Raw genomic sequence first — 22830 nt, forward strand, 5'->3', positions numbered from 1 at the left:
GCCTCAGCCCAGCACGAAGTCGTAGATCAGCTTCATGTTGAGCGCGATGATCACGAAGGCGATCAACGCCGCGCTCAAGGTCAGCCAGAGCGGAGCGACGAGGGCGCCGAGCTTGCGGCGCGAGGCCGTGAACGTCACCAGCGGGACCACCGCGAAGGGAAGCTGCAGGCCGAGCACGACCTGCGACAGGATCAGCAGCTTGCTGGTCCCGGCCTCCCCGTACCAGATCGTCACCACTGCGGCCGGCACGATCGCGATGGCGCGCGTGACCAGGCGGCGCAGCCACTGGGGCAGTCGGATGGACAGGAAGCCCTCCATCACGATCTGCCCCGCCAGCGTCGCCGTGACCGTGGAGTTCAGGCCGCAGCCGATGAGCGCGATGGCGAAGAGGCTGGGCGCGAGGGCGTTTCCGAGCAGGGGGCTGAGCAGGGCATGGGCCTCGCCCAGCTCGGCGACCTCATGCCGGCCCGTGGCGTGGAACGCCGCGGCGGCCAGGATCAGGATGGAGGCGTTGATGGTGAGCGCGAACATCAGCGCCAGCGTCGAATCGATGGTGGCGAACAGCAGCGCCTCGCGCTTCTCCGGCAGGCTGGCCCCATAGGCCCGGGTCTGCACGATCCCGGAGTGCAGATACAGGTTATGCGGCATCACGGTCGCGCCGATGATGCCGAGCGCCAGATAGAGCATGTCCGGGTTGGTGACGAGATCGGTCGTGGGAGCGAAGCCGCGCACCACCGCGCCCCAATCGGGATGAGCCATCACGATCTGCAGGCCGAAACAGGCCGCGATGATCGCCAGCACCGCGATGATGAAGGCTTCGACCACGCGAAAGCCGACGCGCTGCAGATAAAGGATCAGGAAGACGTCGAGCGAGGTGAGGAGAACGCCGAGCTCCAGCGGGATCCCGAACAGCAGGTTGAGCCCGATGGCCGTGCCGATGACTTCGGCGAGGTCGGTCGCCACGATGGCCAGTTCGGCCAGAAGCCAGAGCGCCCAGGCGACGGGGCGCGGATAGGCGTCCCGGCAGGCCTGCGCGAGGTCGCGGCCCGCTCCGATGGCCAGGCGCGCGGCGAGCGCCTGCAGCACGATGGCCATGACGTTGGAGAGCAGCGCCACGAAGAGGAGCGCGTAGCCGAAGCGCGAACCGCCGGCCAGCGACGTGGCCCAGTTGCCCGGATCCATGTAGCCGACGGCCACCAGATAGCCCGGTCCCATGAAGGCGAAGAGCCTGCGCCAGTAGGAGCCGCCCGCCTGCACCGACACGCTGGCGTGGACGTCCGACAGCGACGCCTCGCCCCGGCCCAGTCGCCAGTCGCCCTCCGTCTCCAGGCCCGGGACGCGTTGATCCATCGTGTGCTTCCTCGCTCCCTATGCGGCAACGTGAGAAGGATGGTTTAGTTGCAAATGATTTGCAAGTGCATGAACCGACGCGGGTCCGCCCCGCCTCCCGCTGCGATCTCAGGCCGGGCTGCAACCCGAGGTGGGGCTTCAGCGCCACATTTGTTGCGGCCCAGCCACAGTCACAATGCATTCGGATGACTCCATCGGCTCGCTGCAGATGCGCCAAGAAGCCGCCATAAACCGAGCGAGAATGCATGGACCTGCAATGGACTGATAATCCATCGTTTTTTGCAGCTTGGAGGCTGTTAACCGGCTCCGTTAAGTTCGGGACGGTTAATTTCAGGAAGTTGCTTGGTTGCTCATACGCGTGGCACACAACCGGTGTTTCACCGGCCAAAAGGGCAGGCGGGTCTGAACATGGACGAGCGGGTCGTCGACAAGTCCAAACTGCCGAGCCGGCACGTGACCGAGGGGCCCGAACGCGCGCCCCATCGCTCCTACTACTACGCCATGGGTCTGACCCGGAACCAGATCCACCAGCCCTTCGTCGGGGTCGCCTCGTGCTGGAACGAGGCCGCCCCCTGCAACATCTCGCTGATGCGTCAGGCGCAGGCGGTGAAGAAGGGCGTCGCGGCCGCGGGCGGCACGCCGCGCGAGTTCTGCACCATCACGGTGACGGACGGCATCGCCATGGGCCACCAGGGCATGAAGTCCTCGCTGGTGTCGCGCGACGTGATCGCCGATTCCGTCGAGCTCACCATGCGCGGCCACTGCTACGACGCCCTGGTCGGGCTGGCCGGCTGCGACAAGTCGCTGCCCGGCATGATGATGGCGATGGTGCGCCTGAACGTGCCCTCCATCTTCATCTATGGCGGCTCCATCCTGCCCGGCACCTTCAAGGGCCAGCCCGTCACCGTGCAGGACGTGTTCGAGGCGGTCGGCAAGCATTCCGTCGGCGCGATGTCCGACGAGGACCTCGAGGAGCTCGAGGAGCACGCCTGCCCGTCGGCGGGCGCCTGCGGGGCGCAGTTCACCGCCAACACGATGGCGACCGTGTCGGAGGCGATCGGCCTGGCCTTGCCCTATTCGGCGGGCGCGCCCGCGCCCTACGAGATCCGCGACAGCTTCTGCATGACGGCCGGCGAGATGGTCATGGAGCTGATCGCCAAGCAGATCCGCCCGCGCGACATCGTCACCCGCAAGGCGCTGGAGAACGCCGCCACCGTGGTCGCGGCGTCCGGCGGCTCCACCAACGGCGCGCTGCACCTGCCCGCGATCGCGCATGAGTGCGGCATCGACTTCGACCTGTTCGACGTGGCCGAGATCTTCAAGCGCACGCCCTACATCGCCGATCTGAAGCCCGGCGGCCGTTACGTCGCCAAGGACATGTTCGAGGTCGGCGGCATCCCGCTGATGATGAAGACGCTGCTCGACCACGGCTTCCTGCATGGCGACTGCATGACCGTCACCGGGCGGACCATCGCCGAGAACATGGCCTCGGTGAAATGGAACCCGGACCAGGACGTCGTCTTCCCCGCCGACAGGCCCATCACCGCGACCGGCGGCGTGGTCGGCCTGCGCGGCAACCTCGCCCCGGAGGGCGCGATCGTGAAGGTCGCCGGGATGCCGCCCGAGAGGCAGGTCTTCTCCGGCCCGGCGCGCTGCTTCGACACCGAAGAAGAGTGCTTCGCGGCGGTGAAGAACCGCGACTACCGGGAAGGCGACGTGCTGGTCATCCGCTACGAGGGTCCGCGCGGCGGGCCGGGCATGCGCGAGATGCTGGCCACGACGGCCGCGCTCTACGGCCAGGGGATGGGCGACAAGGTCGCCCTGATCACCGACGGCCGGTTCTCGGGCGCCACCCGCGGGTTCTGCATCGGCCATGTCGGGCCGGAGGCGGCGGTCGGCGGCCCGATCGCACTGTTGCAGGACGGTGACATCATATCGATGAACGCCATCGAAGGCTCCCTCACGGTGGATTGTTCCGACGAGGAACTCGCCCGCCGCAAAAAGGACTGGAAGCCGCGCGAGACGGACTACGGCTCGGGCGCGCTGTGGAAATACGCCCAGACGGTGGGGTCCGCCAAGAATGGCGCGGTCACACATCCGGGCGGCAAGGGCGAAAAGCATAGCTATGCGGATCAGTAACTCCCTGCGGTCGGGCCTCGCGGCGGCGGGCTTCATGCTCGCCTGCGCGCCCGCCTGGGCCTTGGACGCGAAGGTCCAGGGACAGGTGACGGCCGCGATTCCGCTCGACGCGTTCAAGTCGACCCGGGACGCGCTCAAGTCCGGCGTGAAGGACTACAACGCCGGCGACAAGGCGGGCGCGGTGAAGGCGCTGGAATACGCCGCCCAGCAGGGCCACGCCCTGGCGCGCTGGAAGCTCGGCCGCATGTATGCGGACGGCGACGGCGTCCCGCAGAACGACCTCAAGGCCTTCGAATATTTCTCCCGCATCGCGGACGAGAACGCCGACGAGAGCCCCGAATCGGCCAACGCCCGGGTCGTGGCGACGGCCTTCGTGGCGCTCGGCTCCTATTATCTGGACGGCATCGCCAACACCTATGTGAAGCCCAACAGCGCCCGCGCCCGCGACATGTTCCAGTATGCGGCGATGTATTTCGGCGACCCCGACGCGCAGTACAACCTGGCCCGGATGAACATCGACGGGCAGGGCGGCGCCAAGGACCCGCGCCAGGCGATCCGGTGGCTGTCGCTGGCCGCCGACAAGGGCCACGTGCCCGCCCAGGCCCTGCTCGGCCATCTGCTGTTCGCCGGGGAGGCGGGAGCGCGCCAGAAGGCGCGCGGCCTGATGTGGCTGACCATCGCGCGCGACGCCGCCAACCCCGAGCATGACGCGTGGATCCTCGAACTCCACGACAAGGCTTTCGCCGAAGCCGCCGACACGGACCGGCAGGCCGCCATGGCGTATCTCGAGCAGCAGATCCGCCGACGGCCCTAAGAGCCTGAAGTTCCAGCAGAACAGGCCGCTGCGGCTGCGCCCTACAAAGCGAGGTCGGCGCGGATCGGCACGTGGTCCGAGGGCTTTTCCCAGGCGCGGACCTGCTTGTCGATGACGCAGGTCTGGAGCCGGTCCGCCGCCTGCGGCGAGAGCAGCAGGTGGTCGATCCGGATGCCGTGGTTCTTCTGCCAGGCGCCCGCCTGATAGTCCCAGAACGTGTATTGCCCGTCCCGGTCGTCGCAGGCCCGGAACGCGTCCGTGAAGCCGAGCGCCAGCAGTTCGCGGAACCGCTCCCGCGTGCGGGGCAGAAACAGCGCGTCCCCGGCCCAGGCCGCCGGATTGTGCACGTCCCGCGGGGTCGGGATGACGTTGTAGTCGCCGGCCAGCACGAGCGGCTCCTCCAGCGCCAGCAGGGACGCCGCATGCGCGGTCAGCCGGTCCATCCAGGCGAGCTTGTAGTCGTATTTTTCGGTCAGGGGCGGGTTGCCGTTGGGCAGGTAGATCGACGCGACCCGCACCGCGCCCGTGTCGGTCGGGATCTCGGCCTCGATGTAGCGCGACTGCGTATCCTCGTCGTCGCCCGGCAGGCCGCGCATGACCTCGAAGGGCCGCTTCGACAGGATCGCGACGCCGTTATAGGACTTCTGCCCGTGGGTCGCGACGTTGTAGCCCAGCGCCTCCACGTCCGCCGTCGGGAACGCCTCGTCGAGGCACTTGATCTCCTGCAGGCAGACGACGTCCGGCTCGGCCTGTTTGAGCCAGGCGAGCAGGTGCTCCAGCCGGGCCTTCACCGAATTGACGTTCCAGGAAGCGATGCGCATGAGGGACTCCGGCGGGCTGGCGGGAAACTAGGGCCCGGAGCCCGGGTCTGCAAAGGATTTCCGGGGGCTTCTCAACCGGCGCGGATGAGCCTGATCGCGGCGTCCCGCTCGAAGAGATAGAGCAGCGCCCGCAGCGCCTGGCCCCGGTCACCGGCGAGGTCCGGATCGGTGGCGAGCACGAGCTTGGCGTCGTCGCGCGCGGCCTGGAGCAGTTCGCCGTGCTTCTCCGGGACAGCCAGGCGGAACCCCGGCATGCCGGACTGCCGCGTGCCCAGCACGTCGCCTTCGCCGCGCAGCTTCAGGTCCTCCTCGGCGATCTCGAAGCCGTCCTCGGTGCGCCGCATGGTCTCCAGCCTCGCCTTGGCGACCTCGCCGAGCGGCGCCTTGTAGAGGAGGAGGCAGCTCGACTTGCCGCCGCCCCGCCCGACCCGGCCCCTGAGCTGGTGGAGCTGGGCGAGGCCGAAGCGCTCGGCGTGCTCGATGACGATGATGGTGGCCTCCGGCACGTCCACCCCCACCTCGATGACGGTGGTCGCCACCAGGATCGCCGTCTCGCCCGCCGCGAAGGCCGCCATGGCGGCGTCCTTGTCCTTGCCCTTCATCTGGCCGTGCACCAGGCCTACGCGCGCGCCGAAGATCCGGGTGAGCGTCTCGAAGCGCTCCTGCGCGGCGGCGACGTCGAGCTCCTCGTTCTCCTCGACCAGCGGACAGACCCAATAGGCCCGCGCGCCCGAGGCGATCGCCCGGCCCACCCCGGACACGACCTCGTCGAGCCGGTCCAGCGAGACGACCCGGGTGTCGATGGGCTGGCGTCCGGCCGGCTTCTCGCGCAGGACCGAGACGTCCATGTCGCCGAAATAGGACAGCACGAGCGTCCGCGGGATCGGGGTCGCGGTCATGACCAGCACGTCCGCGGCCTCGCCCTTGCGCGACAAGGCGAGCCGCTGGTGCACGCCGAAGCGATGCTGCTCGTCGACCACGGCCATGCCGAGGTCGGAGAAGGCGACGTCCTCCTGGAACAGCGCGTGGGTGCCGAACAGGATGTCGACCTCGCCCGACGCAAGGCCCTCCAGGACCGCGCGCCGGCCGGCGCCCTTGTCGCGCCCCGTCAGCAGCGCGGTTCGCAGGCCCGCCGCTTCGGCCAGCGGCCGCAGCTTGTCGTAGTGCTGGCGGGCCAGGATCTCGGTCGGCGCCATCAGGGCGGCCTGGCGGCCCGCTTCGACGACCGTCGCCATCGCGATCAGGGCCACGACGGTCTTGCCCGAGCCGACGTCGCCCTGCAGCAGCCGCAGCATGCGCTCGGGCGCGGCGAGATCCTTCCGGATGTCGGCGATGGCGGCGGTCTGGGCGCCGGTGAGCCCGAACGGGAGCGACCGAATGAGACGCTCGGCGATGCGCCCGTCGCCGGCCTGCGACCGTCCCGCCGCCTTCTTCATGTGCTGGCGCGCCAGGAGCAGCGCGAGTTGGCTGGCCAGGAGCTCGTCATAGGCGAGGCGGATCCGGGCCGGCGCGTCGGGAGCCAGCGCGGCCGCCGAGGACGGGTGATGCAGCGCGCGCAGCGCGTCGGCGAAGGACGGCGACTTGCGCGAGCGCAGCCAGGCCGCGTCCTGCCACTCCGGCAGGGTCGGGATGCGCTCCACCGCCGCCCCGGCCGCCTTGGCGACGCTGCGCGGGCCAAGCCCGGCCGTCAGTCCGTACACCGGTTCGAAAGGCGGCATGGTTTCGACGGCGGCGGCGTCGAGCACTCGGTCCGGGTGCACCATCTGCCGCCGGCCGTCCCACATCTCGATGCGGCCGGACACCCACCGCTTCTCGCCGAGCGGCAGAAGCGCCTCCATGCGGCGAGCCGAGGCGTTGAAGAAGACCAGCGCGATGTCTCCGCTGTCGTCGCTGACCACCACGCGGTAGGGCGCGTTGCGGCGGTTCGGGGGACCGGGCCGATGCTCGTCCACCCTGACCTCCAGGGTGACGATGGCGTCCAGCGGCGCGTCCGCGATGCGGGGGCGGGCGCTGCGGTCGATGACGCCGTGCGGCAGGTGGAACAACAGGTCGACGACGCGCGCGGGCCTGCCGGGCTCTCCCAGCAGCGTGTCGTAGAGCGGCGCCATCTTCGGCCCGACGCCGGGCAGCGTGGTGACGGGCGCGAAGAGCGGGTTCAGGAGGGCAGGGCGCATGGACGATTCGCAGCCGCAGGGACGCGCAGCATACACGCGCCCGCTGGCGCAGGCCCGGCGCTAGGCCTTGCTGTGATTCGATGGAAACGCAGCATGGCCTAGGTTTTTCGGGTGTCGCACGCTGAGTGCGAAAAGCCGGATTCCACCTTTTCGCAGCATGCTCTAGGCCTTGCCGGCGCGGGCGGCCTGGAACTCCTCGACCATGCGGTCGATCGCGGGACGGCTGGTCACGCCGGCCGGGTTCGCGCGCGTCGCGAAGGCGCCCGAGAACGGAATGTAGCGCTCATGCGCCACCGTCCAGAGCCGCCGCAACTCGGCGAGGGGATCGGGATGGTCGTCCACCCGCATGTCGAGGATGGGGTATTCCTCGGTCGTCCAGATCTTGAGCGCGGCGGATTGCTTGCCCCGCTTGTCGCCGCCGGCCGCCTCTCCGGCCTCCAGCGCCAGGATCAGCCGTTCCGCCAGCGGCCGGTCGACATGGGCCTGGTAGGCGGCGAGCGTGTCGCCGATCACGGCAGGGCCGGCCAGCATGTTGCCCGCCACCGAGACGTTCTCGGCGACCAGGTGCCCGCACCACTCCACGCATCCCGGGCCGGTCCAGGCGGCGTTCCGGCCGTCCCGATCGATGACGTGCAGCTGGCGCTGGTCCCGACCTTCGTCGTGACCGGTGAGCGCCGCCACGACATGCTCGGCATGGATGCCGTCGGCCAGCATGCGCAGGCCCTTGTAGCCGTAGAGGGGGTTGATGAGGGCCTGCGTGGCGAGGGCGCCGACGCCCCCGCCGCCGAAGGGGCAGAGCGCCCCCACGGCGAAGAAGCGGGTGGCGACCGCGACGGCGAAGTGTCCGGTTTGCGGATCCTTGGCGACGATGGACCAGGTCATGTCAGCTCCAGAGGGGGCGGGGGCGCTCAGCGCCCGATCGCGTAGGCCTGCATGAGGCGCGGCGTCGCGGCGGCCTTGAGCACGCCGTCGGCGCCCTTTTCGGCCGCCGTCAGGCGCCCCACGGTCCAGGGCTCGGCGACCTCCACGTCGTGGCCGCGCCGGCGCAGCTCGGCGATGGTCGCCTCGCCCACGCTGGATTCCACCATCAGGTGGCCGGGCCTCGACTCGCGCGGGTAGAAGGAGGACGGGAAGTGCCCCGTGTGGAACAGCGGCAGGTCGATCGCCTCCTGCAGGTTGAGGCCGTGATGGACCCGGCGCAGGAACAGCGACAGCTGCCACTGGTCCTGCTGGTCGCCGCCTGGCGTGCCGAAGACGAGGGTCGGCTCGCCATCCTTCAGCGCCAGCGACGGCGTCAGAGTGGTGCGCGGGCGCTTGCCGGGCGCGAGACTCGTCGGCAGGCCGGGCTCGAGCCAGAACATCTGCGCGCGCGAGTTCAGCGGGAAGCCGAGCTCCGGAATCACCGGCGACGACTGCAGCCAGCCGCCCGACGGCGTGGCCGAGATCATGTTGCCGTGCCGGTCGATGACGTCGATGTGGACGGTGTCGCCGCGCTTGGCGGTCTTGAGATGGGCCATGGTCGGCTCGCCGGCCCCGACGCCGGTGCCCTGGTGGCGGCGGCGCGAGAGGTTCTCCAGCGTATGGCGGACCTGCTCCTCGAAACCGGGCAGCACCGACGGGCGCAGCTCGCGCGACGCGGTCTCGCCGATGAGCTTGCGCCGCTCGGCCGCGTGCGCCTCCGAGAGGAGCTGCTCGATGGGGACGTCGCAGAAATCCGGGTCGCCGTAATAGGCCTCGCGGTCCGCATAGGCGAGCTTCATGGCCTCGACCACGAGGTGGATGTAGTCCGCCCCCGCGGGGTCGAGGCTGGCGATGTCGAACCCTTTCAGGATCGACAGCGACTGCAGCAGCGCCGGCCCCTGGCCCCAGGGGCGCTGCTTGCACACCGTCCAGCCATGATAGTCATAGGTCTGCGGCGCATCGAAGCTGGCCTGCCAGCCGGCGAGGTCCTGGCCGGTGAGGACGGCGCCGTTCTTCTGGCCGCTGGCGTCCATCACCTCGGTGGTGCGGCAGAAGCGGTCGATCGCCTCCGCCACGAAGCCCTTCATGAAGGCGTGGCGCGCCGCCTCGATCTGACCCACCCGGTCGCCGCCCGCCGCCTCGGCTTCGTCTAGGATGCGCTGGTAGGTGGCGGCCAGCACGGGATTGCGGAACAGCGAGCGGGGCTCGGGGACCTTGCCGCCCGGGGTCCAGGTCTCGGCGGAGCTCGGCCATTCCTTGGCGAAGAACTCGGCCTGCGCGGCGATGCCGTCGCAGACGCGCGGCAGGATCGGATGACCGTCGCGGGCGTAGCCGATCGCCGGACCCAGGATGTCGCGCAACGGCAGGGATCCGTGCTCGCGCAGCAGCAGCATCCAGCCGTCGAACGCGCCCGGGATGACGGTGGCCAGCAGGCCGGAGCCGGGGATGAGGTCGAGGCCGCGCGCCTTGTAGGCCTCGATGGTCGCGCCGGCGGGCGTGACGCCCTGGCTGCAGAGCACCTCCACCTTCCCGGTGCGCGCCGAATAGAACACCGCCGGCGCCTCGCCGGCCGGGCCGCACAGATGCGGCTCGACGATCTGCAGCACGAACCCGGCCGCCGCGCAGGCGTCGAAGGCGTTGCCCCCCTTCTCGAGGACGGCCATGCCGACGGCGGAGGCGATCCAATGCGTCGACGTGATGACCCCGAAGGTGCCCTGGATTTCGGGACGGGTGGTGAACATGGGCGTAAGCCTTCTTGTGCGCCGGGAGAGGGATGGGGGAGCCGTCGAACCTGGCGCAGGCGCTTCGACGGCCGGACCGAAGGTCAGGTCTCGCGGGGGTCGAGCGCGTCGCGCAGGCCGTCGCCCAGGAGATTGAAGCCGAGCACGGTCAGGAAGATGCCGACGCCGGGGAACATCGACATCCACCACTGCCCCTGCTGCAGGAAGTTCTTGCCCGTGTTGAGCATCGCGCCCCAGCTCGGCGCCGGCGGCTGCTGGCCCAGTCCGAGAAAGGACAGGCTCGCCTCGGCGATGATCGCCTGGGCGATGATCAGCGTCGCCTGCACCAGGATGGGGGCGAAGATGTTGGGGATGACGTAGCGCGCCAGGATCCACCGGTCGGGCAGGCCGATGGCGCGGGCTCCCTCGACATAGTCCTCCGTCTTCACCGCCAGCGTCTGCGCACGGGTGAGCCGGGTGAAGATCGGCGCCGCCGCAATGCCGATCGCGATCATGGCGTTGGTCAGGCTCGCGCCCAGCACGCTGCCCAGCGCGATCGCCAGGATCAGGAACGGGCAGGCCAGCATCGCCTCCGTGCAGCGCGAGATCACGGCGTCGATCCACCCGCCGAAATAGCCGGCGGCCAGGCCGAGCGGCCCGCCGATGGAGACCGCGATCGTGACCGAGACGATGCCCGCCAGCAGCGACGCCCGCGCGCCGTAGACGACCCGCGCCAGCACGTCGCGGCCGAGATCGTCGGTGCCGAACCAGTGCGCCCAGGACGGGGCCTTGCGCACCAGCGACCAGGAGGTCTTGATCGGGTCGTCCGCCAGCGCATAGGGACCCAGGAACGCGATCAGCGCGAAGGCGACGACCACGGTCCCGCCGATCAGCGCGGAGCGGTTGCGCAGGAGCTTGCCCCAGACCCGGCTTCGCGGCGCCGGGATGGCCTGGTCGGCCGTGTCGAGCGCGATGGTCATCAGCGCACCTTCAGCCTGGGATTGAGCACCACATAGAGCACGTCGGCCAGCAGGTTGAGGCCGATATAGCCGATCGCGGTGCACAGGACGACGCCCTGCACGACCGCGTAGTCGCGGTTGAACACGGCGTCGACGATGAGCTTGCCGAAACCCGGGATCGTGAAGATCTGCTCGGTCAGCACCGCGCCGGCCAGCAGCTCGCCGAACAGCAGCGTGCCGATGGTCACGACTGGGATCAGCGCGTTGCGCAGCGCGTGCTTGAGGATCACGCGCGGTTCGAGCAGGCCCTTGGCGCGGGCGGTGCGCACATAGTCCTGCCGCAGCACGCCCAGCATGGCGCTTCGCGTATGCCGCATCATGGAGGCGGCGAGCGCGTTGCCGAGCACGAAGGCCGGCATGATCATGGTCTTCAGGTTCTGGGACACGCTCTCGCTCAGCGGCGTGTAGCCGGACGCCGGCAGCCAGTTCAGCTGCACCGAGATCAGGAAGATCAGCAGGATGCCCAGGAAGAAGTTGGGGATGGACAGCCCCCACAGCGCCACGGCGGTGGCCCCGTAGTCCCAGGCCGTGCCCTTGCGCACGGCGGCCATCACGCCGGCCGGGATGCCGATCAGGATGGCGAAGCTCATCGCCATGGCGGCGAGCTGCAGGGTGACGGGCAGCTTGTCCTTGATCAGCGCCAGCACCGGCACGTTGGTGCGCAGCGAGACCCCGAGATTGCCCTGCAGGGCCTGGCCCGCCCAGGCGAGGTACTGGATCGGGAGAGGGTCGTTGAGATGGTATTTCTCGCGCAAGAGCTCGATCACCGCCGGATCGCGCTCCTCGCCCGCCAGCACCAGGATGGGATCGCCCGGCAGCAGCTTCTGCAACGTGAAGACGAAAATCGACACCAGGATGATGGTGGGGATCGCGATCAGGACGCGCCGGCCGATGAAGCTCAGCATGACAAGGCTCCGCTCGCGCCCTGCGGACGCCGCCGGCTCCGCCGGGCGACGATCTCCGGTCCCTTCCCCCGTCGGGGGAAGGGCTGCACGGAGCTAAGCTGGGCGAGGCTCAGGCTCACGACTTCTTCACGTTATCGAGGCGGATCATGCCGTCCGGGTGGGGCTGGAAGCCGGTCAGCGACTTCTTCAGGCCCCAGATCCAGCTCTCGTGATAGATCGTGATCACAGGCAGGTCCTTGGCCAGGATCGCCTGCGCGGCGTCGTAGCGCTTCTTGCGCTCGTTCTGGTCGGAGATGGTGCGCGCTTCGTCCAGCAGCTTGTCCACCTCGGGATTGCAGTACTTCCAGTCGTTCAGGTTGCCCTTGCAGGTCACGAAGGCGTGGATGTTGCCGTCTGGATCGGGCCGGCCCGACCAGCCATACTGGTTGGCTTCGAAGTTCCCCTTGGTGCCCTCGTTCAGCATGGTGGCGAACTCGGTCGCCCGCAGCTGGATGTCGAAGCCGGCCTCCGCCGCCATGGACTGGATCACCTGCATGACCGCCTGCGAGCGCGGGCTGTTGGACATGGTGACCTCGAACTTGACCGGCGTCTTCACGCCGGCCTCCTTCAGGAGCGCCTTGGCCTTCTCCACGTCCCGCTGCGGGATCGGGATCTGGGCGTTGTAGTAGAAGTTCTTGGGCGAGAAGTACTGGTTGCCGGGGCTGAACTGGCCCTCGAACACGACCTGGTTGATGGCGTCGCGATCCAGCGAGAGCTCCAGGGCCTGGCGCACCCGCTTGTCCTGGCCGATCGGCGTCTTGGCGCGGTCGGAATTGGCCAGGTTGACGTTGATCGCCTGGTAGCCGAGGCCCACGGCCGACGCCGTGGTCAGGCTGGCGTCGCCCTTGGCGGTCTTCACGTCGGTCGGCTCGAGGCGCTCGATGATGTCGAGATCGCCCGACCGCAGATTGGCGAGCCGGACCGTCGAATCGGGGATCGGCAGATAGGTGATCTTGTCGAAGGAGAAAGCCTGCTTGTTCCAGTAGTCCTGGAACTTCTCCAGCACGATGCGGTCGTTCTGCACGCGCTCGACGAACTTGTAGGGCCCGGAGCAGACCGGCTTGGCGCCCAGATTGGCGCCGGCCTCCTTGGCGGCCTTCGGCGACACCATCATGCCGGCGCGGTCGGAGAGCTGCGCCAGCACGGTCACGTCAGGCTGGCTCATGACCAGCCGGACGGTCATCGGATCGACGACCTCGACCTTCTCCACCGAGGCGATCTCGCTCTTGCGGCGGGATTCCGGCAGCGTCTTGGCGCGCTCGATGTTGAACTTGACGGCCTCGGCGTCGAAGGGCTCGCCGTCGTGGAACTTGACGCCGCTGCGCAGCTTGAACGTCAGCGACTTGTTGTCCGGCGCCCACTCCCACGACGTGGCCAGCCGCGGCGTGAATTTCAGGTCGGGCGAGACGTCGACGAGCTTGTCGCAGAGCGCCGTGAAGACGATGCGGCCGACGAAGGTTCGGGCCTGGTGGGGGTCCATGACGTCGGCGTCCTCGGCGAGGCCGACCCGCAGGGACTGCGCGAAGGCCCCGCCGGCGAAACCGGCGGTCGCGACGGTGAGCGCGGTCGCGCAGGCCAGGTGGCGCAGCGTTCGATATGTCGTCGTCGTCATGGCGTCAGTTCTCCCCTGGGCGTCGTTGTCTCGATCGGCGCATCCGGCCGAGCGCCGATCTCCTGGCGCCGGCGGTGATCCTTGTAGAGCGCCAGCCTGCGCGCCTTCGCGGGGCTGTCGGCTGGTCCGAGCGCCCGGCCGGCCGTCTCCGGCGGGAGCGTCTCGTAGAAATGGCAGGCGGCGAGCCGTCCCTCCGATCCCCTCAGGAGCGGCTCCTCGACCCTGCAGCGCTCCTGCGCGAAGGGGCAGCGTGTGTGGAAGCGGCAGCCCGAGGGCGGGTTCGCCGGGCTGGGGATGTCTCCCTCCAGCAGGCGGCGCTCGGCCCGGACGCCCGGGATCGGCAGCGGGATCGCGCTGAGAAGCGCGCGCGTATAGGGGTGCAGCGGCTCCGCGTAGAGGGACGCCGTCGGGGCGACCTCGACGATCTTGCCGAGATACATGACGATGACCCGGTCGCTCATGTGCCGGATCACGGCGAGGTCATGGGCGATGATGATCAGCGTGAGGGCGAAGCGCTCCTTCAGGTCCTCCAGAAGGTTGATCACCTGCGCCTGGATCGAGACGTCCAGCGCCGAGACGGGCTCGTCGCCGATCACCAGCCGGGGCGAACTGGCGAGCGCGCGGGCGATCCCGATGCGCTGGCGCTGTCCGCCCGAGAACTCGTGCGGGTAGCGGTCGGCGTGGTCGGGGCGCAGGCCCACGGTCTGCAGCAGGTCGAGGGTCTTCTCGCGGCGAGCCTTGGCGGAGCCCTCGCCATGAAGCCACAGCGGCTCGCCGACGATGTCGGCCACCGTCATGCGCGGGTTGAGCGACGAGAACGGGTCCTGGAAGACCATCTGCATCTCGCCCCTGAGGCGGCGCAGGCCCGCGGCGTCGAGCCCGACGAGGTCCTGACCCTCGAACGAGACGGCGCCCGCCGTGGGCTCGATGAGCCGCATCAGCATGCGCCCCACGGTGGACTTGCCGCAGCCGGACTCGCCGACGATGGCCAGGGTCTCGCCTTTCTCGACCGAGAAGGACACGCCGTCTACGGCGCGGATGATGGTGGGCTTCTCGAACAGCCCGCCGCCGCTGCGGAAATGCTTTTTGAGGCCCTCGGCCTCCAGGATCGCGCTCACGCCGCCTCCGTGACGTGCAGTTCGAGCGGAGCGCGGATGCAGGCGGCCTCGTGGCCCGGCGCCACCTCGATCAGGGGCGGCGGCGCGGCCGTGCAGGCCGCGATGGCGAAGGGGCAGCGCGGCGCGAAGCGGCAGCCTTTCGGCATGCGGTCGGCGGGCGGCACGCTGCCCGGAATTGTGGCCAGGCGCTCCTCCCGGCCGGTCAGCGAGGGCAGGGAGCCCATCAGGCCGATCGTGTAGGGATGCTGCGGATCGGCGAAGATCTCGCGCACCGGCGCGCGTTCGACGATGCGGCCCGCATACATCACGGCGACGTCGTCGGCGACCTCGGCCACCACCCCGAGATCATGCGTGATCAGCAGCATGGCCGTGCCGGTCTCCTTCTGCAGGGCGCGCACGAGCGACAGGATCTGGGCCTGGATGGTGACGTCGAGCGCCGTCGTGGGCTCGTCGGCGATCAGCAGCCGCGGCCCGTTGGCGAGCGCCATGGCGATCATGATTCGCTGGCGCATGCCGCCGGAAAGCTGGTGCGGGAACTCGTCGAGCCGCTTCTCGGGGGCGGGGATGCGCACCTTCCGGAGCATGTCGAGGGCGGTTTCCCGCGCCTGCGCGGGCGTCGAGCGGCGGTGGCGCAGCACCACCTCGCTGATCTGGTCGCCGATCGTGAAGGCCGGGTTCAGCGACGTCATCGGCTCCTGGAAGATCATCGTCATCCGGTCGCCACGCAGGTCGGCCCGCTCCCGGGCCGGCAGGGACCGCAGGTCCCGGCCTTCGAACAGGATCTCGCCCGCGCTGATCTCGAGCGGAGGCGACGCCAGCAGGCCCATGATGGCGAGAGACGTGATGCTCTTGCCGCATCCCGATTCGCCGACCAGACACAGCGTCCGCCCCGCATCCAGCGAGAACGAGACATCCTCCACCAGCGTCGTCGCGTGCTCCCGGCCGCGGACCGAGATGGTCAGGCCTTCGACGGACAGGATGGGGGTCTGCTCAGCGGGCCGGGGGCGCCCGATGGGAAATGACATACGCATGCACTCGCTTGGGCGGGTTCGCCGCACTGGCATTTGTTGTGCCAGATCGTAGACCCCAGCGGCGAGGGATCAAGCTGAATTCGGCATGCGGCGAATTCGCCGATCGCCGCCCGCATGGATTGTGACAACGGCGCTTGCTAGGCTGGCTCCCACACAGAGGAGCCCGCCATGGGACTGAAAGCGCAGAAGAAGTTCGCAGCGCTGCACGAGGCCTACGAAAGCGCCCGCAGCGTGAGGGAGTACTCCGCCGTCGCGGCCCGCGCGGCCAGCCTGGAGGAAGCCGCCGCCGCGCTGCTCGCCGAAGACGGGTTGGGGCGGGCCGAAGCCCATCTGGCAGCGTTGTCGGAGGAGCGCAAGGCGCTCAAGCGCGTCCTCCGCTACGCCAAGAAGCACGGGGCCAAGATCACGCCCGAAAAGGCGGCCGCGCCGAAGCTGGTCAGCCGCAAGCGTCAGAAGACCGACGAAGCCGCGGCCTGAAGGTCAGGCCGTCACAGTCCCTTGCCCAGGCCCAGGGCGGCGGCCCAGGGAAGCGCGGTGAACATCAGCCCGATGATCGACCGCTTGAGCGACCGGAACTTCGAGCGCAGGATTCTCGAATTGGTGTAGCACTGCGTCAGCAGGTCCTCCAGGTACCCATCCTCGTCGAGCGCGCCGAACTGGCGCTGGTACTCCTGCAACGTGAGCCCCGCGACCGTCCCGAAGAAGAAGAGGGACGGCGTGGCCCGGAAGCGCGGAAACTGACCGCGCAGCAATTCGGCCAGCACGAATCCGAAGCCCGCGGCCGAAGCCGCAAGCGCGACGCCGTACGGCAACGTCCAATGGGACGGCGCTGGAATGGACGACGACAGGGCGCCCAGCATGGCGAGGCTGATGCCCAGCACCGCGGCGCTTCGCGTGTCATGCCGGGCGATCCAGTCGAGCATGCGCTGCAACGTCTTCTCGGCCCTCTCGATCTGTTCGCGCTTCATGATGCCCGGTCCGGATCCTGCGTGTTTCGACTGTATAGGGGACGTGACCGCGACGTTTCCGTCCGAGCCGGCTTGGCCCTCGCAGTGACGTACAGATGAGTCTCGTCTCTATACGATCACTTGCTGGATCTTTGAACCCATGTTGCTGAAACTGTTCTGGATTGTTCCAGAAGAGTCGGAACATGGGCTGGAGCCCCGCGTTTTCTCCCCTCGCAGGAGATCACGACATGACGCGTTCGAGATTCTGCGCCGCAAGCCTGGCTTTGGCTTTCGGCGCGCTCACCGCCATTCCCCTGGCCCATGCGGCCGCGGGCGATTCGTCGGGGGGCGGCAGCGCCGCAGGCGGCGGGGGCGCGGGCTCAGGAGCCGGAGCGGGAGGTCAGGGCGGCGGCGGAGGGGCCGTCGCGGGTCCCGGCGCGAACGGCCCGGCGGGCGGCGCCGGCGGCGCCGGCGGCGGATCCGCCGCATCGGGAGCGGGCGTGAACTCCGGCGCGGGAACGGATCGCACCGGCGAGACCGGCACGGTCGGGACGTCTCCCAATGGCGGCGACATCAAGCAGCAGGGGAACCGGAGGCTCTCTCCGACGCCCGGCAAGACCCAGTGACGGCGTCGCCGCCCGGCGCGTGAGAGAGCGACCGGCGCCCGGAACCGTTTCGGGCGCCGTCTCGCGCCGGTCAGTCGGCCGCGGGCGCCGGGGCGGAACGGCCGCGCAGCGGCCTTTCCTCCATCGCCACGAGGAAGACCAGCGCCATCGCCAGCGACGCGGCGGCGCCCTGGAACATGCGCGCGAAGGCGGCGAGCGCCCCGGGATCCGCCGCCGCATGGGCCTGGCCCGGCGTTGAGCCGTGAAGCCCCCCGACCACGCCGCCGGCCAGCAGGATGGCCCCGAACGCGGCGACCAGCAGCGCGCCGCCGAGGCTGCGGAAGAAGTTCATGCTGGCCGTCGCGGTCCCGAGCTGGTGAACCGGGGCGGCGTTCTGGATGCACACGGTCGTGACCGGCAGCAGCGTCCCGAGGCCCAGGCTGATGACGCCGAACAGGATCTCCAGCCCCACGAAAGGCAGGTCCGCGCCCCAGCGGGCCAGCGCCAGCACCGCCCCGATCGCCACCATCAGGCCGCCGATGGGCAAGCGCTTGTAGTGGGTGACGTGCGCCATGGCCCGGCCCGAAATGGTGGCGCCCATCACGGTGCCGATCATCAGCGGGATGAGCGCGAGGCCCGAGTCGCTGGCCGAAAGGCCCTTCACGGTTTCCAGATAGACGGGCGTGTAGATGGTCATGCCGATGAAGGCGCCCATGCCGAAGCAGGCCGCCAGCGTGCCGTTGCGGACGACGCCGTTGGCGAAGAGCGTGAGCGGAATGAGAGGCTCGCTGGCCGAGCCCAGCCGAAGCCCGAACGCGACCCATCCGGCGGCGGACGCGGTCAGGAGCGCGATCACCTGCCAGGACGTCCAGGAGTAGCGCAATCCGCCCCAGTTCAGGGCGAGGAGCAGGAGCGTCGTCGCCGTGATCATCAGCGCGGCGCCGAGCACGTCCAGCGAGTGCGGCCGGTTGTTCTGCGGCAGCTTGCGCAGCAGGGAGTTGGTCATCGCGAAGGCGACGATCCCGAGCGGGATGTTGATCCAGAAGATGATCGACCAGTGCAGGTGCTCGGCGAAGAAGCCGCCCAGCACGGGGCCGGCCAGGCTCGAGCTGACGAACACGCCCGCGATGTAGACCTGGTAGCGGCCCCGTTCCTTGGGGGCGACCATGTCGGCGATGATGGTCTGCGCCATCGAGATCAGCCCGCCGCCGCCGAGCCCCTGCAGGGCCCGGGCCAGGATGAGGGCGATCATGTTGGGCGCGAGCGCGCAGGCGACCGAGCCGAGGACGAACACTGCGATCCCCACCAGCATGGTGGGACGCCGCCCATGGATGTCGCTGAGCTTGCCGTAGAGGGGGGTGATGGCCGTCGCGGTCACCAGATAGGCGGTGACGATCCAGGACAGCAGCTCCGCATTCCCCAGCTCGCGCCCGATGGTGGGGAGCGCCGTCGCCACGATGGTCTGGTCCAGGGCGGCCAGGAACATGGCCACCAGGATCCCGAGGATGACGAGGCGGATCTCCTCATGGGTGAGAGCGGGGCGGATGGCGTCGGGGGGAGAAGCGTTCATGGCGTCGAGCCGCCACGCGAGCCGCTCGGCGCAGCGCTGGCAGGCTCCCTCTCTCGGGACGAGCGGGCGACGCCGATCAGGCCGCGCCGCTCTGGCTAAGGGCTGCGGCGTGGCCGCCGCGTGTCCGCAACATGGAGCGGCGGGCGGGAGAGTCCATCCCGTCCGACGCGGCGGTCCCTGCGCGGAGCGCGGGGCGGCTCTGCCCGCGACGGCGAACGGCGCGGCGTCGGACGGGTCAGCCGCCCCGCATCAGGGTCATCACATGGGCAGCGGTGGAGCGGGCCAGCCCTTCCAGGTCGTATCCGCCCTCCAGGAGCGAGACGACGCGTCCCTGGGCGTGTTTGTCGGCGATGTCCATCAGCTTCGCCGTGGCCCAGCCGAAGTCGGCCTCGACCAGATTGAGATTGGCGAGCGGGTCCCGCACATGGGCGTCGAAACCGGCCGAGATGATGATCAGGTCGGGCTGGAACGCCTCGACCCGCGGCAGCACCGCGACCTCGAACGCCTCCCGGAACTCAGATCCGCCGTCGCCGGCCCGCAACGGCGCATTGACGATGGTGTCGTGCTCGCCCCGCTCGCGGGTCGCGCCCGTGCCCGGATAGAGCGGCATTTCATGGGTCGAGCAGTACATCACGCTGGGATCGTCCCAGAAGATGTCCTGCGTGCCGTTGCCGTGGTGCACGTCCCAATCGACGATCGCGACCCGGCCGATCCCGTGCGCCTTCTGGGCGTGACGCGCCGCGATGGCGGCGTTGTTGAAGAAGCAGAAGCCCATCGCGCGCGTCTTCTCGGCGTGATGTCCGGGCGGCCGGGCCGCATGGAAGGCGTTGTCGACCTTCCCGGACACGACCTCGTCGACGGCCAGGATCGCGCCGCCCGCGCCCCGAACGGTCGCCTCCCAGGTGCCGGGCGACATGGTGGTGTCGGCGTCGAGCTGCACGAGTCCGCTGGCGGGCGCCGCGTCCTGCAGGCCCAGCACATACTCCTCCGGATGGGCCAGGCAGAGCTGTGCGATGGTCGCCTCGGGGGAGGCCTCCCGCTGCAGCGACTGGAAGCGCTCGTGCTCGAGGATGCGCTCGACGACGCGCATGCGGTCCGGCCGCTCGGGATGGCCCATCGGGGTCTGATGCCGGATGAAGCAGGGGTGGGTGATCAGCAGGGTCGTCACGTCGCCTCCCGGGGAGCGTTCTCGTTGCCGAGATTGTCGCCCCTGCGCCGCGTTCCGTCCATCCGGCAATGAGCGCGGGGCGGGTTTGCGGGAGATCATGGCGCCGGCCGAGATCCTGCCCGGGGGATACAAACCCTCGTGATGCGTCCGACACACAACAGCCTATGCGGGAATAATCTGGTATCGCTGGTCCGAGTCGCGGAAGGCGGCGATTGACGAAGGTGGTTTTTCGATGCGGCTCATGTCTCTCATGTTGGCCTTCGGGGTGGCGTCGGCCGTCGCCGGCTGCCGCTACGAACCCATCCCGGCGCCCGAGGTCAGCAGCCGCGACGCGGAATGGATGGCGCTGGTGCCGACCGCCGAGCTCTATCGCCCGTTCGAGCGCTACCGCATCGACGATCCGACCGGCGAGAAGCCCGGCACGGTCGTGGTCGACACCAAGTCGCGCTTCCTCTACCTCGTCGAGCCCAACGGCAAGGCGGTCCGCTACGGCGTGGCGGTCGGGGACGAGGCCTATGGCTGGTCCGGACGGGCCACAGTCCAGCGCAAGGCCGAGTGGCCGGACTGGCATCCGCCGGCCGAGATGATCAAGCGCTGGCCGCATGTGCACTACACGAAGGGCGGGCCGGACAACCCGCTCGGCGCCCGCGCGCTGTACCTCTTCGAAGGCAACAAGGACACGCTCTACCGCATCCACGGCACCAACGAGCCGGAGACGATCGGCAAGGCCGTCTCCTCCGGCTGCATCCGGATGCGCAACATCGACGTCATCGACCTCTACAACCGCGTCCCCACGGGAGCGACCGTCATCGTCAAGTGACGCGGGCGTCCGGCGACGCCCGGCCCTGAATCAAGAAGCCGGCGGATGGTCCCGCCGGCTTTTCCATGTCAGGGGCCCGATCAGGCCGTCTCGTCGTCGTCCCTCAGGACGGCGGGCACGTCCTTGCGGAAGCCTGCGGCGCGCAGCGCTTCGTCGATCTGCGCGCTGCGGAGCTGCGCCGTGGCGGCCGCGACCGCCGGTATCCCGATCGGGGAGTACTTGTCGACGTCCGAGGCCCGGCGCGGGTTCGAGAGCGCCTGCTGCTCGGGGGCGCGCGGTTGGGCATGGTGGGCGGGCATGATGTCCTCGTGAACCGTTTCCTCATCTCCCGGCTGTCGCGGGAGCGGGGCCAGACTGCTTCGGCAATCGAGCCGGGCGATGGCGGTCTTGTGGACGAAACGGGGCGTTGCGCCCACAAGGCCTGTCGATGCCCCTGATTGAGGCCTCACGGTTAACGAGACGTTAAGCGCCCCGTCGCAGCTGCGCCGTGCGCGGGCGCACGGCGCCGGCGATGCGAAGGGCGCGGCGACGCTTTATCCGGCGCGCAACCCGTCGCGGCGGACATGCGCCTCGAGACGGTCGAGGGCGCGCGTCAGCTTGGCGAACATCTCGTCGACTTCGCCGTCCTTGATGATCAGCGGCGGGCAGATCGCGATCGTGTCGCCGAGATTGCGGACGATCAGCCCTTCGTCCTGGGCCAGCGACGTCGCCATCGCGCCGACAGCCTGCTTGGCCAGGAAGGCGCGCTTGGTGGCCTTGTCCGCCACCAACTCGACGCCGGCCACGAGGCCCTTGCCGCGCACCTCGCCGACCAGCGGGTGGTCCTTGAGGCCGTCCAGATGGCGCCAGAAGCCGGGCAGAAGCGACTGCACGTGACCGATGATGTTGTCGCGCTGGTAGATCTCGATGGTCTTGACCCCCATCGCCGCGCCGACCGGGTGCCCCGCATAGGTGTTGCCATGGCCGAAGGTGCCGATCTTGCGGCTCTCGTCGAGCATGGCGTCGTAGATCTTCTCCGGGATCAGGACGGCCGAGACCGGGAAATAGGCGGAGGTGATGGCCTTGGCCAGCGACATGGTGTCGGGCCGCATGCCCATCGCTTCCGAGCCGAACATGGTCCCGAGGCGCCCGAACCCGCAGATCACCTCGTCGGCGATGAACAGCACGTCGTATTTGTCGAGGACCTTCTGGACCTTCTCGTAATAGGTGGGAGGCGGGACGGTGACCCCGCCCGCGCCGCCGACCGGCTCGGCGATGAACGCCGCGACCGTGTCCGGCCCTTCCTTCAGGATCATCTCCTCCAACTCGTCGGCCATCCGGGTGGCGAACTCCTCCTCGGTCTCGCCCTCGTTGGCGAAGCGGTAGTGGTGAGGGCAGGAGGTGTGGAGGATGTTGGGAATCGGAAGGTCGAAGTCGATGTGGTTGTTCGGCAGCCCGGTGAGCGAGGCCGACGCGACCGTGACCCCGTGATAGCCCTTCAGCCGGGCGATGATCTTCTTCTTCTTCGGGCGTCCGATGGCGTTGTTGTAGTACCAGATCAGCTTGACCTGGGTGTCGTTGGCGTCGGATCCCGAGGCTCCGAAAAACACCTTGGAGACCGGCATCGGCGCGATCTCCTTCAGCTTCTCGGCCAGCTCGATCGCGGGATCGTGGCTCTTGCCGCCGAAGAGATGCGTGAAGGGCAGGCGGGACATCTGCTCGCGCGCCGTCTCCACCAGCTCTTCGTTGCTGTAGCCGAGCGACGTGCACCAGAGGCCGGCCATGCCCTCGATATAGGCCTTGCCGTCGCTGTCATAGACCCAGACCCCCTTGCCGCTCTCCAGGACGAGGGGCCCCGCCTGTCGGAACGTCGCCAGATTCGTATAGGGATGGATGAGGGTCTCGACGTCGCGCGTCTGCAGATTGGTGAGCATGGCCTTGTCACGTGTCCTGTGGCGAAGGCTGCATCTTGGTGGGGCGGGCGCCGCAGGTCAAAGCCAATCAGGCTGTCGAATGGCTGGCATGTCCTGCGCGGGCC

General features: G+C 69.1%; 20 protein-coding genes. 5 read left to right on the plus strand and 15 right to left on the minus strand.

The window, feature by feature from the left end; translation table 11 throughout:
• Nucleotides 1-3: 3 nt before the first annotated feature.
• Nucleotides 4-1350 carry an Nramp family divalent metal transporter gene (locus tag ACYVO7_RS16720; RefSeq protein ID WP_460450939.1) on the minus strand — a complete coding sequence of 449 codons (1347 nt, stop codon included), beginning with the start codon at nucleotides 1348-1350 and terminating at the stop codon, nucleotides 4-6.
• A 408-nt stretch (nucleotides 1351-1758) separates the two neighbouring features.
• Here ACYVO7_RS16720 and ilvD point away from each other — a divergent pair, with 408 nt between their 5' ends.
• Together ilvD and ACYVO7_RS16730 are read left to right on the plus strand one after the other, a co-directional pair.
• The gene (gene ilvD / locus ACYVO7_RS16725; RefSeq protein ID WP_460450940.1) at nucleotides 1759-3489 is read left to right on the plus strand and encodes a dihydroxy-acid dehydratase; all 1731 of its coding nucleotides are present in this window, start codon (nucleotides 1759-1761) and stop codon (nucleotides 3487-3489) included.
• On the plus strand, nucleotides 3476-4303 hold the full coding sequence (locus ACYVO7_RS16730; RefSeq protein WP_460450941.1) for a tetratricopeptide repeat protein: 828 nt from the start codon (nucleotides 3476-3478) through the stop codon (nucleotides 4301-4303). Before ilvD ends, ACYVO7_RS16730 begins: the two co-directional genes overlap by 14 nt.
• Nucleotides 4304-4344: 41 nt before the next feature.
• Here ACYVO7_RS16730 and xth read toward each other — a convergent pair whose 3' ends face one another.
• From xth to ACYVO7_RS16775, 9 genes are all read right to left on the minus strand, one after another.
• Nucleotides 4345-5124, minus strand: coding sequence for an exodeoxyribonuclease III (gene xth / locus ACYVO7_RS16735; RefSeq protein WP_460450942.1), 780 nt, complete (start codon nucleotides 5122-5124; stop codon nucleotides 4345-4347).
• 71 nt (nucleotides 5125-5195) lie between these two features.
• Complete coding sequence (recG, locus tag ACYVO7_RS16740; RefSeq protein WP_460450943.1) at nucleotides 5196-7298, minus strand: ATP-dependent DNA helicase RecG; 2103 nt, start codon at nucleotides 7296-7298, stop codon at nucleotides 5196-5198.
• Between the two features lie 162 nt (nucleotides 7299-7460).
• Nucleotides 7461-8180, minus strand: coding sequence for a DUF1028 domain-containing protein (locus tag ACYVO7_RS16745; RefSeq protein WP_460450944.1), 720 nt, complete (start codon nucleotides 8178-8180; stop codon nucleotides 7461-7463).
• A 26-nt stretch (nucleotides 8181-8206) separates the two neighbouring features.
• Nucleotides 8207-10000, minus strand: a complete 1794-nt coding sequence (locus tag ACYVO7_RS16750) for a gamma-glutamyltransferase family protein (RefSeq protein ID WP_460450945.1) — start codon at nucleotides 9998-10000, stop codon at nucleotides 8207-8209.
• Between the two features lie 83 nt (nucleotides 10001-10083).
• Nucleotides 10084-10959 (minus strand): ABC transporter permease, encoded by an 876-nt coding sequence (locus tag ACYVO7_RS16755; RefSeq protein WP_460450946.1) that lies wholly within the window; start codon nucleotides 10957-10959, stop codon nucleotides 10084-10086.
• Nucleotides 10959-11903: an ABC transporter permease gene (locus ACYVO7_RS16760; protein ID WP_460450947.1), complete on the minus strand. Its 945-nt coding sequence runs from the start codon at nucleotides 11901-11903 to the stop codon at nucleotides 10959-10961. Before ACYVO7_RS16760 ends, ACYVO7_RS16755 begins: the two co-directional genes overlap by 1 nt.
• A gap of 115 nt (nucleotides 11904-12018) precedes the next feature.
• Nucleotides 12019-13521, minus strand: coding sequence for an ABC transporter substrate-binding protein (locus tag ACYVO7_RS16765; RefSeq protein ID WP_460451058.1), 1503 nt, complete (start codon nucleotides 13519-13521; stop codon nucleotides 12019-12021).
• A gap of 29 nt (nucleotides 13522-13550) precedes the next feature.
• On the minus strand, nucleotides 13551-14714 hold the full coding sequence (locus tag ACYVO7_RS16770; protein ID WP_460451059.1) for an ABC transporter ATP-binding protein: 1164 nt from the start codon (nucleotides 14712-14714) through the stop codon (nucleotides 13551-13553).
• Nucleotides 14669-15697, minus strand: a complete 1029-nt coding sequence (locus tag ACYVO7_RS16775; RefSeq protein ID WP_460450948.1) for an ABC transporter ATP-binding protein — start codon at nucleotides 15695-15697, stop codon at nucleotides 14669-14671. The genes ACYVO7_RS16770 and ACYVO7_RS16775 overlap by 46 nt, the downstream gene beginning before the upstream one ends.
• Before the next feature lie 174 nt (nucleotides 15698-15871).
• Between ACYVO7_RS16775 and ACYVO7_RS16780 the strand changes: the two genes are divergently transcribed.
• Entirely contained in the window at nucleotides 15872-16180 is a 309-nt protein-coding gene (locus ACYVO7_RS16780) for a hypothetical protein (protein ID WP_460450949.1), read from the plus strand.
• A gap of 11 nt (nucleotides 16181-16191) precedes the next feature.
• Here ACYVO7_RS16780 and ACYVO7_RS16785 read toward each other — a convergent pair whose 3' ends face one another.
• Nucleotides 16192-16671, minus strand: coding sequence for a Pycsar system effector family protein (locus ACYVO7_RS16785; RefSeq protein ID WP_460450950.1), 480 nt, complete (start codon nucleotides 16669-16671; stop codon nucleotides 16192-16194).
• 227 nt (nucleotides 16672-16898) lie between these two features.
• On the opposite strand from ACYVO7_RS16785, the gene ACYVO7_RS16790 reads away from it, so the two are divergent.
• Nucleotides 16899-17276, plus strand: a complete 378-nt coding sequence (locus tag ACYVO7_RS16790; protein WP_460450951.1) for a hypothetical protein — start codon at nucleotides 16899-16901, stop codon at nucleotides 17274-17276.
• 70 nt (nucleotides 17277-17346) lie between these two features.
• On the opposite strand, the gene ACYVO7_RS16795 is transcribed toward ACYVO7_RS16790, so the two are convergent.
• A complete protein-coding gene (locus tag ACYVO7_RS16795) occupies nucleotides 17347-18825 on the minus strand; it encodes an MDR family MFS transporter (protein WP_460450952.1) in 1479 nt (492 codons plus the stop codon).
• Between the two features lie 235 nt (nucleotides 18826-19060).
• Nucleotides 19061-19993 (minus strand): histone deacetylase family protein, encoded by a 933-nt coding sequence (locus ACYVO7_RS16800; protein ID WP_460450953.1) that lies wholly within the window; start codon nucleotides 19991-19993, stop codon nucleotides 19061-19063.
• Between the two features lie 232 nt (nucleotides 19994-20225).
• Between ACYVO7_RS16800 and ACYVO7_RS16805 the strand changes: the two genes are divergently transcribed.
• Nucleotides 20226-20813 carry a L,D-transpeptidase gene (locus tag ACYVO7_RS16805; protein WP_460450954.1) on the plus strand — a complete coding sequence of 196 codons (588 nt, stop codon included), beginning with the start codon at nucleotides 20226-20228 and terminating at the stop codon, nucleotides 20811-20813.
• 80 nt (nucleotides 20814-20893) lie between these two features.
• On the opposite strand, the gene ACYVO7_RS16810 is transcribed toward ACYVO7_RS16805, so the two are convergent.
• Both ACYVO7_RS16810 and ACYVO7_RS16815 read right to left on the minus strand, forming a co-directional pair.
• Complete coding sequence (locus tag ACYVO7_RS16810) at nucleotides 20894-21112, minus strand: hypothetical protein (RefSeq protein WP_460450955.1); 219 nt, start codon at nucleotides 21110-21112, stop codon at nucleotides 20894-20896.
• 234 nt (nucleotides 21113-21346) lie between these two features.
• Nucleotides 21347-22726, minus strand: coding sequence for an aspartate aminotransferase family protein (locus ACYVO7_RS16815; RefSeq protein ID WP_460450956.1), 1380 nt, complete (start codon nucleotides 22724-22726; stop codon nucleotides 21347-21349).
• Nucleotides 22727-22830: the final 104 nt, after the last annotated feature.

This window comes from Alsobacter sp. SYSU BS001988 (assembly GCF_054796215.1).

Bases quoted from the DNA above. Each gene is read 5' to 3' on its own strand.
- ACYVO7_RS16780 (WP_460450949.1), top strand. From the start codon at position 15,872: ATGGGACTGAAAGCGCAGAAGAAGTTCGCAGCGCTGCACGAGGCCTAC.
- ACYVO7_RS16790 (WP_460450951.1), top strand. From the start codon at position 16,899: ATGACGCGTTCGAGATTCTGCGCCGCAAGCCTGGCTTTGGCTTTCGGC.
- ACYVO7_RS16720 (WP_460450939.1), bottom strand. From the start codon at position 1,350: ATGGATCAACGCGTCCCGGGCCTGGAGACGGAGGGCGACTGGCGACTG.
- ACYVO7_RS16750 (WP_460450945.1), bottom strand. From the start codon at position 10,000: ATGTTCACCACCCGTCCCGAAATCCAGGGCACCTTCGGGGTCATCACG.
- ilvD (WP_460450940.1), top strand. From the start codon at position 1,759: ATGGACGAGCGGGTCGTCGACAAGTCCAAACTGCCGAGCCGGCACGTG.
- recG (WP_460450943.1), bottom strand. From the start codon at position 7,298: ATGCGCCCTGCCCTCCTGAACCCGCTCTTCGCGCCCGTCACCACGCTG.
- xth (WP_460450942.1), bottom strand. From the start codon at position 5,124: ATGCGCATCGCTTCCTGGAACGTCAATTCGGTGAAGGCCCGGCTGGAG.
- ACYVO7_RS16795 (WP_460450952.1), bottom strand. From the start codon at position 18,825: ATGAACGCTTCTCCCCCCGACGCCATCCGCCCCGCTCTCACCCATGAG.
- ACYVO7_RS16775 (WP_460450948.1), bottom strand. From the start codon at position 15,697: ATGTCATTTCCCATCGGGCGCCCCCGGCCCGCTGAGCAGACCCCCATC.
- ACYVO7_RS16755 (WP_460450946.1), bottom strand. From the start codon at position 10,959: ATGACCATCGCGCTCGACACGGCCGACCAGGCCATCCCGGCGCCGCGA.
- ACYVO7_RS16810 (WP_460450955.1), bottom strand. From the start codon at position 21,112: ATGCCCGCCCACCATGCCCAACCGCGCGCCCCCGAGCAGCAGGCGCTC.
- ACYVO7_RS16760 (WP_460450947.1), bottom strand. From the start codon at position 11,903: ATGCTGAGCTTCATCGGCCGGCGCGTCCTGATCGCGATCCCCACCATC.
- ACYVO7_RS16815 (WP_460450956.1), bottom strand. From the start codon at position 22,726: ATGCTCACCAATCTGCAGACGCGCGACGTCGAGACCCTCATCCATCCC.
- ACYVO7_RS16745 (WP_460450944.1), bottom strand. From the start codon at position 8,180: ATGACCTGGTCCATCGTCGCCAAGGATCCGCAAACCGGACACTTCGCC.
- ACYVO7_RS16805 (WP_460450954.1), top strand. From the start codon at position 20,226: ATGCGGCTCATGTCTCTCATGTTGGCCTTCGGGGTGGCGTCGGCCGTC.
- ACYVO7_RS16730 (WP_460450941.1), top strand. From the start codon at position 3,476: ATGCGGATCAGTAACTCCCTGCGGTCGGGCCTCGCGGCGGCGGGCTTC.
- ACYVO7_RS16785 (WP_460450950.1), bottom strand. From the start codon at position 16,671: ATGAAGCGCGAACAGATCGAGAGGGCCGAGAAGACGTTGCAGCGCATG.